Origin of the sequence: Parabacteroides goldsteinii (assembly GCF_020091425.1) — a bacterium.
Taxonomy (GTDB): Bacteria; Bacteroidota; Bacteroidia; order Bacteroidales; family Tannerellaceae; genus Parabacteroides; species Parabacteroides goldsteinii.
Window position 1 is genome coordinate 5,436,481 of sequence record NZ_CP081906.1, and the last position, 13,375, is coordinate 5,449,855.

Genomic DNA, 13,375 nt, shown 5'->3' on the forward strand with positions numbered 1-13,375 from the left:
GAGGATGGAAAGAAGGTTCAATTTCCTCCGTAGGGAACTGTAATTTCCCAGGCAGGAAACACGTGTTTCCTATGGAAGAAACTAGAGTTTCCTGCTAAGGAAATTGTGACGGGGTAGAATGAGGCAAATAAGTATCCGCCGAAGCAGGCTCATTTTGTACGAGTCTTCGTTCAAAAAGAACGATAAACCCGGACCGAAGATTCGTTATGTGAAGTAAAACTAAATAAAATAACTAACTTTGTGGCTTTAAACTGAAAACGATAAAAAACGATTAGATATTATGGAGTACAATTTCAGAGAAATCGAGAAAAAATGGCAAGAATATTGGATTGCCAACGGGGTTTATAAAGTGAAAGAAAATAAGGATAAACCCAAATACTACGTGTTGGATATGTTCCCTTACCCATCCGGTGCAGGACTACATGTAGGTCATCCGCTCGGTTACATCGCTTCTGACATTTATTCCCGTTTCAAACGGTTACAGGGTTTCAACGTATTACACCCGATGGGATACGATGCTTACGGCTTGCCGGCAGAACAATATGCCATCCAGACCGGACAGCATCCCGAAGTAACTACCAAACAAAATATCGCCCGTTATCGTGAGCAGATGGATAAAATAGGTTTCAGCTACGACTGGAGTCGTGAAATCCGTACCTGCGACCCGGAATATTATCACTGGACACAATGGGCATTCATCAAAATGTTCAACAGCTACTATTGCAACGATGAAAAGAAAGCACTTCCTATCGAAACCCTGATTGAAGCCTTTGAAACCGTAGGTACTGAAGGTCTGAACGTTGCCTGTGGCGAAGAATTAAGTTTCACCGCCGCTGAATGGAAAGCTAAAAGTGACAAAGAAAAACAAGAAATATTACTGAATTACCGTATCGCTTATCTGGGTGATACAATGGTTAACTGGTGTTCCGAACTGGGAACCGTACTGGCAAATGATGAAGTTGTAAACGGCGTTTCCGAACGTGGAGGCTTCCCGGTAGAACAAAAAATGATGCGTCAGTGGTGTCTGCGTGTATCTGCTTACGCCCAGCGTTTACTGGACGGACTGGATACCATCGACTGGACGGATTCATTGAAAGAAACACAACGTAACTGGATAGGCCGAAGCGAAGGTGCCGAAGTCAATTTCAAGGTAAAAGACAGCGACCTGGAATTTACCATCTTCACTACCCGTGCCGATACGATGTTCGGTGTTACTTTCATGGTACTGGCTCCCGAAAGCGAACTGGTTGAGAAATTAACTACTCCGGAACAAAAACAAGAAGTAGACGCTTATCTGGACCGTACCAAAAAACGTACAGAACGTGAACGTATTGCCGACCGCCAGGTAACAGGTGTGTTCAGCGGTTCATACGCAATCAATCCGTTTACCGGAGATGCAGTGCCTGTATGGATTAGCGATTATGTGCTGGCCGGTTACGGTACAGGAGCCATCATGGCTGTTCCGGCTCACGATAGCCGTGACTATGCTTTCGCAAAACATTTCAACTTGCCTATCATCCCGTTGATTGAAGGTTGTGACATTAGCGAAGAAAGTTTCGATGCAAAGGAAGGTATCGTCTGCAACTCACCGAGACCGGACGTTACTCCTTATTGCGAATTGTCATTGAACGGATTGACAGTTAAAGAAGCTATTGCCGCCACCAAGAAATTTGTAGTGGAACAGAAGTTAGGACGTGTAAAAATAAATTACCGTCTGCGTGATGCTATCTTCAGCCGTCAGCGTTATTGGGGCGAACCGTTCCCCGTATATTATGATGCGGACGGAATGCCTCAGATGTTACCGTTTGAAGCACTGCCTTTACAATTACCGGAAGTAGACAAATTCCTGCCGACTGCCACAGGCGAACCTCCATTGGGACATGCAACCAAATGGGCCTGGGATTCGGTTAATAAAGAAGTAGTTGAAACCTCCAAGATAGATAATAAAACAATCTTCCCACTGGAACTTTGTACAATGCCTGGTTTTGCCGGTTCTTCCGCTTATTATCTGCGTTATATGGACCCTCATAACGACAAAGGTCTGGTAGATAAACAGGTAAATGATTACTGGAAAAACGTAGACCTGTATATCGGTGGTACGGAACATGCTACCGGTCACCTGATTTATAGTCGTTTCTGGAACAAGTTCCTGTATGATATGGAAGTTATCTGCGAGAATGAACCGTTCCAGAAGTTGATTAACCAGGGTATGATTCAGGGACGTTCAAACTTCGTATACCGTATCAAAGATACCAATACATTTGTCTCTCTGAACCTGAAAGACCAGTACGAAGTTACTCCTATCCATGTAGATGTAAACATTGTATACAATGATATCCTGGATGTCGAAGCATTTAAAAACTGGCGTCCGGAATATAAGAATGCTGAATTTATCCTGGAAGACGGCAAATATATCTGCGGATGGGCTGTTGAAAAGATGTCAAAATCTATGTTCAACGTAGTAAACCCAGATATGATTGTTGAGAAATACGGTGCAGATACATTACGTTTGTATGAAATGTTCTTAGGCCCGTTGGAACAATCCAAACCTTGGGATACAAACGGTATCGACGGTGTTCATCGTTTCCTGAAAAAGCTATGGGCTTTATTCTATGGAAATACCGACAGCCTTCAGATAACCGATGCCGAACCGACAGCTGAGGAATTAAAATCATTACATAAACTGATTAAGAAAGTTACATTCGACATCGAGCATTTCTCTTATAATACTTCTATCAGTGCTTTCATGATATGTGTTAATGAATTAAGCAGCCTGAAATGTAACAAGCGTGCTATCCTGGAGCAACTGGTTATCCTGCTTGCCCCGTTTGCACCTCATACGGCAGAAGAGTTATGGCACGAATGCGGTCATACGACTACGGTTTGCGATGCTCAATGGCCCCAGCACAACGAAGAGTATCTGAAAGAAAAGTCAGTTACCTACGCTATCTCATTCAACGGAAAAGCCCGTTTCAGTATGGAACTTCCGGCTGACATGCCCCGTGAAGAGGTTGAAAAGGCAGCTCTCAGCCACGAAAGTTCCGCTAAGTGGACGGAAGGCAAAACACCTAAAAAGGTTATTGTCGTTCCAGGTAAGATCGTTAATATCGTTATCTGATGAAAGCTGCTCAGTTTTATAAAATTTATTTTTCAATACAGGATTATCTGATGATTCTGTTCGGGACCTTATTATATGGTTTCGGATTCAATGCATTTATCCTGTCGAATGAAATTGTTACCGGTGGCGTTAGTGGTATCTGTGCGCTGATATTCTTCGCTACGGGCGGCGCCATACCGGTATCGGTTTCATACTTTGTTATCAATGTAGTCTTACTACTGGCCGCACTTAAAATATTAGGTTTTAAGTTCCTGATAAAAACCATATTCGGAGTATTCTCCCTTTCCGCTTCCCTTTCATTTTTTGAATGGCTGCTGAAAGGAAACCCGATTCTGCACGACCAGCCGTTTATGGCTATCATGATTGGTGCCCTCCTTTGCGGAGCCGGACTCGGACTGGTCTTTTCTGCAAACGGAAGTACGGGAGGTACCGATATTATCGGAGCTATCGTGAATAAATACAAGAACATATCCATCGGGCGTGCCTTGTTATTCTGCGATTTCTTCATTATCAGTTCTTCTTTCTTCCTCTTCCATAATGTGGATAAGATCGTGTTTGGTTTCGTAGAAATGATAATCAGCAACTATGTCCTCGACATGGTATTGAATGGTAACCGTCAATCGGTGCAATTCCTCATCTTCTCACAGAAATACGATGAAATAGCCGAACGAATCATTCACGACCTAGACCGTGGATGTACCATCCTGGACGGTATCGGAGGTTATTCCCGCAAACCGGTCAAAGTTGTCGTATTATTAGCTAAAAAATCAGAATCAGTATCCATCTTCCGTCTGGTAAAACAGATAGACCACCAGGCATTCATCTCGCAAAGTATTGTCCGGGGAGTTTACGGAGAAGGATTTGACCAGATAAAGACATAAAAGATTCATTCAAACAATTAAAAGCACTTCCATACGTTATATATCGTACAGAAGTGCTTTTTTATTTAGATATTTACAGATATGAAACTCGTATTCGCAACAAATAACCAACATAAGTTGGATGAAGTACAAAAAATAACAGCCGGTCATACAGAAATAGTAAGCCTGGCTGCCATCGATTGTCATGATGACATACCGGAAACAGCCGATACCCTGGAAGGTAATGCGCTCCAGAAAGCTCGTTACATTAAAGATAAATTCGGTTACGACTGCTTTGCCGACGATACCGGCCTCGAAGTAGAAGCGCTGAACAATGCTCCCGGTGTATATTCTGCCCGCTATGCCGGTCCCGGACATGATTCGGAAGCCAATATGAAAAAACTTCTCCGGGAAATGGAAGGGATGGAAAACCGCAAAGCCCGTTTTCGTACCGTTATAGCACTTATTCTGGATGGAAAGGAATATCTGTTCGAAGGCATAGTAAACGGTCAGATAACAAAGGATAAACGCGGAACAAGCGGATTCGGATACGACCCTATCTTTATGCCGGACAATCATACGAAGACATTTGCCGAAATGAGTAATGATATAAAGAATACAATCAGCCACCGGGCTGAAGCTGTAAAGAAATTAAGTGCTTTTTTATCTACATTATCAGAATAAATTATGAAGAAGATACTATATACACTTATATTCTTCTGCTTACTCGTTACGAATGCAGTAGCTCAAAAGGCAATAGGCCAATGGAATACTTATTTATCTTATTACTCAACAACTTTGGTTGCTGAAGGTAATAATCATGTATTCGGTGTAGCCAACGGTTCGTTATACAGTTATAATAAAGAAGATAACAGTATATCCTATTACTCAAAACAAACAGGGTTAAGTGACAATGATATAAATAATGTAGCATTCAACCCGACTACAAATACACTACTAATTACATATAGCATCAGTGGAAATATTGATCTATTGAGTGATAAAGGTATCTACAACCTACCTTATTTAATGAATAATTCCAATATTCAGGATAAGACGATTAACAGTATATTCATATATAATGAATACGCTTATTTATCCACCAATTTTGGAATTATACTAATCAATATAGATAAAAAAGACATTACAGATACCTATAAGCTGAATAAAAAAGTATATTCTGTCTGTATTAAAGATGAGTATATCTATGCTGCTACAGAGAGCGGAGTAATCAGAGCTAAATTAGATAGTAATTTATTAGATCATAATAACTGGTCTGCTTATTCTCTCAATACTTCTATATTTAATAGTAATAACATCAGAAAAATAGTTTTATTCCAAAATAATTTATGTTTCTTTGTTCAGAATAGTGGAGTTTATTACCAATCTAACGGACAGATAAACATAATCTCTCAAAACAATCAATTAAAAAATTTACTTGTCCGGAATGAAAAGCTAATTACTTATACTGGTTCCACTCTTTATATCTATTCAAATTTTACGACTAAAGATGCTATTAATGTAGAAAATATCAATGATGTTACATCCGGTAAAGATGCTAATACATTTTGGATAGCTACCGGAATAAATGGTATAAAAGGAATTAAAAAGAGTAACGAACAATATACTACTATCCTGGAAAATACAAATAATGAATTATATTCTCCCAAACGGAATTATAATTATTTTATGACCATAGAAAACAATCAATTATATATTGTAGGTGGAGGCCGTAATTCTGATCGATTAAATATTCCCGGAACATTAATGATTTACAATGGAAACGAATGGTTTAATCTCGACGAAAACGAAGTTAATAAAGAAGTCAACAAACAATTTCCAGAGAATAACTTCATATTTACAACAAAAGATTACACAGGGATAGCAGTCGACCCCAAAGATCCTACCCATTATTTTGTTTCCGCTTATGGAGAAGGTGTATTAGAGTTTAGAGAAAATAAATTCGTAAAACTATACAATCATACTAATAGTACTATATCTCCCGCATTAAATAAAACAACTGAACAACAATTCACTTACAACCGAATAGGAAGTTTAACCTTCGATAAAGAAGGTAATCTATGGATGACCAACTGTGAGATAGACGATGGAAGCATCAAAGTATTAAAAGCAGATGGTACTTGGATTTCTCTGATTCATGACAAATTGAATCATGCTTATCAGGCAGATAAAATATTAATTGCTTCAAATAATCGAAAATGGATTAACTCTCCATCTCCAATTGGTATTTTCGTTTTAGATGATAAAGGAACGATAGATGACGTCAGCGATGATGAATTTGATTCATTTACAATATTCAAGAATAATAACGAAAGTATAGAAGCTGCCGGTTTCTATTGTGTTACAGAAGATAAGAACGGACAAATCTGGATTGGGACAAACAGAGGTCCTGTCTATTGTCTTAATTCCAAAGCTGAAATAAGTAAACTACAATTCTCCCGTGTCATTCGTCCGTTAGAAGACGGAAATGGAGAAGGTTATGCATTTCTGGATGGTGAACAAGTCAATGCCATCGCCGTTGACGGAGGAAACCGTAAATGGATAGGAACACAAAGTTCCGGTGTATTTTTAGTCAGTGAAGACGGGATGGAAACCATTTCCAACTTTACAACAGCCAATTCTCCACTCCCATCCAACCAGGTCAATACTCTAGCTATCAACCAGCAGACAGGAGAAGTCTTCATCGGTACCGAAAAAGGATTGGTATCTTATATGGGAGATGCCACGGAAGGCAGTGAAGATTATTCGGATATATATGCTTATCCGAATCCCGTTCGGCCGGAACAGAATGACCGTGTAACCATCGTCGGACTGATGAATGATTCAAATGTAAAAATAACCGACCTGAAAGGCAATATCATTTATCAGGGTAAATCGGCCGGCGGAACATTTACATGGGATTGCAGAAAAAAAGGTGGTGGCCGTGTTGCTACCGGAATTTACCTGGTATTATCAGCAACACCGGAAGCTAAAGAAAGTGTCGTTACTAAAATAATGGTAGTAAAATAAAAAATCAGCCCTGTTATCATGATGAATAACAGGGCTGATTTTTTATTATAAACCTAACTTCTCAGATATCTCCAACATCTTCCGAATCGGTTTAATAGCTTTTTTCTGCACCTCTTCGTCTACAAATATTTCCGGCATCTCATATTTCAGGCAGTTATAGAGCTTCTCCATCGTATTCAAACGCATGAAATTACATTCGTTACAAGCACAGGTACTATCGTTTGGCGGAGCCGGGATAAACTCCTTTTCCGGACTCTTTTTCCGCATTTCGTGAATGACACCGCTTTCCGTCGCTACAATGAACTGTTTCTTGTCCGACTTGATAGTGTGCTTCAAAAGTGCCGCAGTCGAACCTACGAAGTCGGAAACCTGTATAACGGGCTGTTTGCATTCCGGGTGGGTGATTACTTCTGCATCCGGATACTGTTTCTTCAATACCAGTATCTTTTCCAGTGAAAATTGTTCATGTACATGGCAGGCACCATCCCACAGCAACATATTACGTCCGGTAATACTGTTGATATAATTACCCAGGTTACGGTCCGGGCCGAAAATCATCTTCGTTCCTTCCGGGAAACTTTCAACAATCTGACGGGCATTCGTGGAAGTTACCACCACATCTGTCACCGCTTTCACAGCAGCAGTTGTATTCACATAAGAAATAACCACATGATCCGGATGCTGTTTTACAAATTCAGCAAACTCTGGAGCCGGACAACTGTCTGCCAGCGAACAGCCTGCATTCAGGTCGGGAACCAGTACCTTCTTATCCGGACAAAGAATCTTCGCCGTTTCACCCATGAAATGAACACCGCAAAGAACAATGATATCCGCCGTTGTTTTAGCCGCCCACTGAGCCAGTGCCAGGCTATCCCCTACATAATCCGCTATATCCTGTATATCACCTGTTTGATAATAATGAGCAAGGATAACTGCATTTTTCTCTTTACGCAACTTATCAATGGCCTCCTTCAGATTTATATCTTTGGGAACCGGTGCGTCCATATATCCGATTGATTGATTCGTCAACATAGTATATCTATTATATTATTCCTGATTTCAATAGCCTATCAACAAGGTTATCACCAGTCTTTATTATTGATATTCTTACTATTAGTATAGTTATTAACTTCTTGTTGATAATCTGCAAAGGTAAAAACTTTATTCATTCCCGCCGAAAAACTAAAGCAAAACTTAGCTATCCGATGACAAAAAAGGTATAAATTATTTACCTTATTCTATAGGGGCGAGCAGAGAGTTTGTCACACCTCATTATCAAACGATTACCCTTAAAAACGATTACAACCAGGGGTAAAAACATACTACTTTTGCCCTTGAGTTTGTCACCGTTAACATTTGAATACATTCAATAGAAGTAGCTTATTATCATCCCGATGATGTTGAAATGCCATCCCGGTGTTGATACCGCCTCATCGGGACGACAATATTCAAAACTAATAGCTTTTATCATTAAAGCCTATTGCTTTTACGCTTAAAGTCTATTACCTTTGACCTTAGTCATAGCTATCCGGATAATAATACGAAGGTTTTAATTCAATGTTATTGACCGGATCCGGGGGTATTCACAGTTAGTCCCTTCGGGACATTCGCTGTCACTATTCTTAATCCGATGACAGGAGTTAATGACATAAGGTTTCATCAACCATTAGTTATCCACAATCATATATTATATTCTTATTAATCTTTAATTTTAAATTTAAATATGATGAATATGATATCCTGTTGAAACAGTTAATACATTTATCTTACAATATTTGTTTGGAGAGTTATTAAAGTATATGAACCGGTTATCAAGAGGATACTAACATGAATAATGATATTTTAATTGCTGTATATCTTTATATTACGTACTTTATTAGTTTTATGTTGATAACTGGTTGTGTGTAAAAGTTTATATCTCCGGATGGTTGTTGAAACGTGTATAACCCTTGTTAATAGCTCGTAATAAATAATGGGTTATAATTGTTGCATAATTAAAACAAGGGGGTGTATAACGGAGATTCTGAATAATGCAAGAACTTTTTTTCATTTTGTGTTCACTACTTATCAATACCTTTTCAACGGCATATCCACATTAATTCGCTACTTTTGTAACCAAAGAAAATAGCTATGCGTAAACTGAAGATAACAGAAATGAACCGCCTCACGCCCGAGGCTTTCAAGGAAAGTAAAAAGATACCTTTAATTGTTGTACTTGACCATATTAGGAGCCTGAACAATGTCGGTTCCGTTTTTCGTACTTCCGATGCGTTCCGGGTAGAGGCTATTTATTTATGTGGCATTACAGCCTGTCCTCCTCATGCAGAGATTCACAAGACGGCTTTAGGGGCGGAAGAAACGGTCGACTGGAAATATTTTAAAGATACACACGAGGCTGTTGATAACCTGAAACAACAAGGGTATGTCGTATGTGCCATTGAACAGGCAGAGGGAAGCGTGATGTTAGATAAGTTGTTGTTAGACAGGAATAAAAAATACGCTATTGTCATGGGAAATGAAGTAAAAGGTGTTCAACAATCCGTTGTTGATAACTGTGATATGTGTATTGAAATACCCCAATACGGGACAAAACATTCATTGAATGTGTCGGTAACGACCGGGATTGTTATCTGGGATTTCTTTAAACAGTTGTCAGAGTAATCCTCTTTCCACCAGGATAACAACCCGTTCCGTCATGGCGTCTTTTCCTTTCGGGTCGTATTCGGATTTCAGGCTGGCTCCGAACATACCGGCAAACAGGTTCCAGAAGCCGGCCCTGAAACTACCCAGATAGGCTTTCAACAGGTTATAACTGGATTGGTTACATTCCCTGTCTATCAGTTTGATAAGTAATTTGCCTTGCGAGAAAGTCAGTTTTTTCAACTCCGGTTTATATTCTTTGAACAAGTCTTTTTCCATCCGCTTCAGATGAGCCTGGCGGGCTTTGTCATCGGGAAGGGTTTCCATATATTCGTACGTTTCTATTAATGTTTCGTAGACCATCTTGGCATAAGGTAACGTACGTTTGACATCGCGGACCAGTTTGTTATACTTTTGTTCTTCCCGTTTGTTTTTAAAACGAACTTGCGGAAAGACAAAGACTTCCTGCAAGTTAACAACGGCAATGGTATCTTTCCCGTCGACATACGCTCTTTGTACACCTTCGGGAAGTGTATTTATTTTCAGCTTCTGCGCCTGGCTTCCGACTGCACAGAATAGAAATAAAATCAGGATTTTATACCATCTCTTCTTTATCATCGTTTACAAAAGTAGGTGATTTACCAATAGCCTGTACCGGTTTTACAGAATTTGACTAATTATATGGAAATGATAATTTAGTTGTTAATAAGTTGTCAAGTCAATAAGAATCATTATATTTGCTCCGATTCTGATAATGACAAAACGATATGACTATGAACATTGAATAGTATTTTGCATTAAAAGAGCGTTTATTTATTAACAACCAAAAATATCTTATCTATGAAACAATTGTTTTTATGTCTCCTGTTGGGGATTTCTCCCTGTTTGTATGCTGTTAATAACCTTCGTTTGCCCGGTGTCCGTTGTATGGGAATGGGCGAATGTGGTGTTGTGCAATCTGCACTTTTTAATCCTGCGGTAGTTGCTTTGGACAGTTATAAGTCTTTTGATATCAATTACTTTAATTATTACGGACTGAAAGAACTGGGGACGGTGGGAATGTCGTTCAGTTATCCGAACAACTTACTTTCTGCGGGTGTTAATATCTCTTCTTTCGGTTATGACCGATACCGGGAAAGTATGTTTCGGGTTTTCCTGGGAAAATCGTTGACTGAAAAATGGACGGCCGGTATCAGTATTCAATATACATTTCTTCAGACCGAGCTGGTTGAAGAAAAGCCGCAATACTTGTCCGCCGATGTCGGTATCTTGTTTATTCCCGTTGAAAAGCTGTTGATTGGTATGTTGATACAGGATTTTCCATCTGTCAGCATTCAGGAAAAAGAGATTGATATAGAGTCTTTTATATCCTATTCATTACAAATAGGTTTTCAATGGGAAGTAATTAACAACCTGTTGATAGCCGGAAATGCGGAGACGAATAAACAGACTGTATTAACAGGTTGTATCGGCATGGAATATCAGTTGCTTACTCATTTTTATGTACGCACCGGTATTAAGACAACCCCTCTCCTGCCTACCTTGGGGATAGGATACCGGTTATCGGGTTTTATTGTAGATGTGGCCGCTCTTTATCACCCGGTGTTGGGAATAAGTACAGGTATTGGTTTGAAGTATTGTTTTTAACGGAATGATCACTATGAAAAGATTGTTGACAACCCTGTTAGTATACCTGTTTATAAATAGTTATAACCTTAATAGTCAGACTATATATTCTGTTGATAAGTGGATGGAATATATAGAAGAAATGGCTTCTGAAACGGAAGATGAAGCACAGATTGAAAACCTGTATTCGGACCTTTCCTATCTGTCGGAACACCCTTTTGAACTGAACAGTGTGACCGAAACTGAACTGAAACGCCTGCCTTTCCTGTCCGACCAACAAATAAACAGCCTGTTGGCTTATCGTGTGAAATATGGAAAACTGGTCACTCTTTATGAACTGAAGAATGTGGAAGGAATGGATTTTTCAACGATTTCTTTATTGCTTCCGTTTGTTTATATCGGAGACATATCGGTTAATAAGCGGCCATTTTCTGTTAAGAACATGTTGAAGTATGGTTCTAATGAGTTGCAAATCAGATATGATAAGTGTTTTCAACAGAAAAAGGGATATTGTTCATATCCGGATAGTATCTTGCAGCAATATCCGAACCGGAAATATCTGGGGGAACCTTTCTATCATTCCCTGCGTTATTCGTATACTTTTGATGACAGGCTTCAATGGGGAATGGTAGCTGAAAAAGATGCCGGTGAACCGTTTTGGAATAACCATCATAAAGGCTATGATTTTTATTCGGTACACCTGTTTTTCAAAGATATGAATAAATGGTTGAAAACTTTGGCCATCGGTGATTATAAGGTTTCTTTCGGGCAAGGTCTGGTTATCAGTAATGATTTTACTCCCGGCCGCAGTTCGATAGTGGCACAGGCGGAAAGACGCAGCAATGGTTTCCGTCGTCACTTTTCAACAAATGAAAATGATTACTTTCGCGGAGTAGCTTCTACTTTAGTATTAAAACAGGTATATGTCAGTTTGTTATATTCGTATAGAAAGTTAGATGCCGGTGTTGATAACTATGAAGTCAGTACATTTAAAACAGATGGTTTGCACCGGCTGGAGCGGGATTGGGAAAAGAAACATACGGTTCCTATGCAGACATACGGCGGAAATGTACACTATACGACTTCGAATCTTTCCGTCGGGTTTACAGCTCTCTCCTACTCTTTCGGAAAATATCAGGTACAACCGGATCCGAAACCCTATAATCTTTTCTATTTCCGTGGAAACGATAATATCGACATAAGCGTTGATTACATGTTTAAAACAAAGAAAATAAAGTTTTACGGAGAAACAGCCATGTCCTCAAACAAGGCAGTTGCCACATTGAATGCCATCCGGTTAACGCCTGTCTCCTATTTTTCTTTATTGTTGCTTCATCGTTATTATGACAAAAAGTATCAGGCTTTTTTCGGGAATGCTTTCGGACAGCATTCATCCGTACAGAATGAACAGGGGTTTTATACCGGGATGCAGTGGACGCCGTTTGCCCGTTTCAAATTGTCGGCGTATGCGGATTTGTTCCGTTTCCCCTGGTTGAAATACGGTGTGGATGCTCCTTCTTCGGGCCAGGAATATATGGTTCAGCTGGATTATAATTCGGGAAAAAACTTTACAACCTATTTGCGTTATAAATACAGAAAGAAAGAAAAGAACCGGACATTGGAAAATGAATCGGCATTGAGTATTCTGCCTTATTCACAGCAGCGTATCAGACTGCAATTGCTTTACGGAATACAATCGATATGGGTGTTGAAAACATCGGCCGACGGTGTTTATTATGATGAAGGAAAAGGAAAACGAAGTCTCGGGTGGATGATTTCGCAAGGTGCAGGCTGGAAGCCGTCTTCTCTCCCATTCCAATCAGATATTTACCTGGCTTATTTTCATACGGACGATTATTACAGCCGTATCAATTCGTATGAGAAAAATATATTGTATGCTTTCAGTATGCCTTCGTTTTATGGGAAAGGAATCAGGTTGTCATTTTCTTTCCGATGGGATATACTAAAGAAACTTTCTCTTTCTGCTAAATTAGGACATAGTTATTATGCAGACCGCAACTTAATCGGTACGGATCAGGAAGAGATAAAAGGACATAATAAAACGGATATGTATATGCTTTTACGGTATAAGTTTTAGAAT

General features: G+C 39.5%; 9 protein-coding genes. 7 read left to right on the forward strand and 2 right to left on the reverse strand.

Features of this window, described 5'->3' with window-relative positions; genetic code table 11:
* Positions 1-280: 280 nt before the first annotated feature.
* The 4 genes from leuS to porZ all read left to right on the forward strand — a co-directional run bounded on the left by leuS (position 281) and on the right by porZ (position 7,008).
* On the forward strand, positions 281-3,118 hold the full coding sequence (leuS, locus tag K6V26_RS22670) for a leucine--tRNA ligase (protein ID WP_224263942.1): 2,838 nt from the start codon (positions 281-283) through the stop codon (positions 3,116-3,118).
* On the forward strand, positions 3,118-3,999 hold the full coding sequence (locus tag K6V26_RS22675; RefSeq protein ID WP_224263943.1) for a YitT family protein: 882 nt from the start codon (positions 3,118-3,120) through the stop codon (positions 3,997-3,999). The genes leuS and K6V26_RS22675 overlap by 1 nt, the downstream gene beginning before the upstream one ends.
* Positions 4,000-4,080: 81 nt before the next feature.
* Positions 4,081-4,662, forward strand: a complete 582-nt coding sequence (locus tag K6V26_RS22680; RefSeq protein WP_224263944.1) for a non-canonical purine NTP diphosphatase — start codon at positions 4,081-4,083, stop codon at positions 4,660-4,662.
* Between the two features lie 3 nt (positions 4,663-4,665).
* Positions 4,666-7,008, forward strand: coding sequence for a type IX secretion system anionic LPS delivery protein PorZ (porZ, locus tag K6V26_RS22685; protein ID WP_224263945.1), 2,343 nt, complete (start codon positions 4,666-4,668; stop codon positions 7,006-7,008).
* 45 nt (positions 7,009-7,053) lie between these two features.
* On the opposite strand, the gene nadA is transcribed toward porZ, so the two are convergent.
* A complete protein-coding gene (gene nadA, locus K6V26_RS22690) occupies positions 7,054-8,040 on the reverse strand; it encodes a quinolinate synthase NadA (RefSeq protein ID WP_224263946.1) in 987 nt (328 codons plus the stop codon).
* A 1,098-nt stretch (positions 8,041-9,138) separates the two neighbouring features.
* Here nadA and K6V26_RS22695 point away from each other — a divergent pair.
* On the forward strand, positions 9,139-9,669 hold the full coding sequence (locus K6V26_RS22695; protein ID WP_009860453.1) for an RNA methyltransferase: 531 nt from the start codon (positions 9,139-9,141) through the stop codon (positions 9,667-9,669).
* Here K6V26_RS22695 and K6V26_RS22700 read toward each other — a convergent pair.
* Complete coding sequence (locus K6V26_RS22700) at positions 9,661-10,266, reverse strand: DUF4294 domain-containing protein (RefSeq protein WP_048314139.1); 606 nt, start codon at positions 10,264-10,266, stop codon at positions 9,661-9,663. The two genes, K6V26_RS22695 and K6V26_RS22700, sit on opposite strands and share 9 nt — an antisense overlap.
* Positions 10,267-10,488: 222 nt before the next feature.
* On the opposite strand from K6V26_RS22700, the gene K6V26_RS22705 reads away from it, so the two are divergent.
* The gene (locus K6V26_RS22705) at positions 10,489-11,295 is read left to right on the forward strand and encodes a hypothetical protein (protein ID WP_224263947.1); all 807 of its coding nucleotides are present in this window, start codon (positions 10,489-10,491) and stop codon (positions 11,293-11,295) included.
* Positions 11,296-11,308: 13 nt separating this feature from the next.
* The gene (locus tag K6V26_RS22710; protein WP_317197505.1) at positions 11,309-13,372 is read left to right on the forward strand and encodes a helix-hairpin-helix domain-containing protein; all 2,064 of its coding nucleotides are present in this window, start codon (positions 11,309-11,311) and stop codon (positions 13,370-13,372) included.
* Positions 13,373-13,375: the final 3 nt, after the last annotated feature.

Coding starts and splice junctions, on each gene's coding strand:
- leuS (WP_224263942.1), top strand. CDS start 281: ATGGAGTACAATTTCAGAGAAATCGAGAAAAAATGGCAAGAATATTGG.
- K6V26_RS22675 (WP_224263943.1), top strand. CDS start 3,118: ATGAAAGCTGCTCAGTTTTATAAAATTTATTTTTCAATACAGGATTAT.
- K6V26_RS22680 (WP_224263944.1), top strand. CDS start 4,081: ATGAAACTCGTATTCGCAACAAATAACCAACATAAGTTGGATGAAGTA.
- porZ (WP_224263945.1), top strand. CDS start 4,666: ATGAAGAAGATACTATATACACTTATATTCTTCTGCTTACTCGTTACG.
- nadA (WP_224263946.1), bottom strand. CDS start 8,040: ATGTTGACGAATCAATCAATCGGATATATGGACGCACCGGTTCCCAAA.
- K6V26_RS22695 (WP_009860453.1), top strand. CDS start 9,139: ATGCGTAAACTGAAGATAACAGAAATGAACCGCCTCACGCCCGAGGCT.
- K6V26_RS22700 (WP_048314139.1), bottom strand. CDS start 10,266: ATGATAAAGAAGAGATGGTATAAAATCCTGATTTTATTTCTATTCTGT.
- K6V26_RS22705 (WP_224263947.1), top strand. CDS start 10,489: ATGAAACAATTGTTTTTATGTCTCCTGTTGGGGATTTCTCCCTGTTTG.
- K6V26_RS22710 (WP_317197505.1), top strand. CDS start 11,309: ATGAAAAGATTGTTGACAACCCTGTTAGTATACCTGTTTATAAATAGT.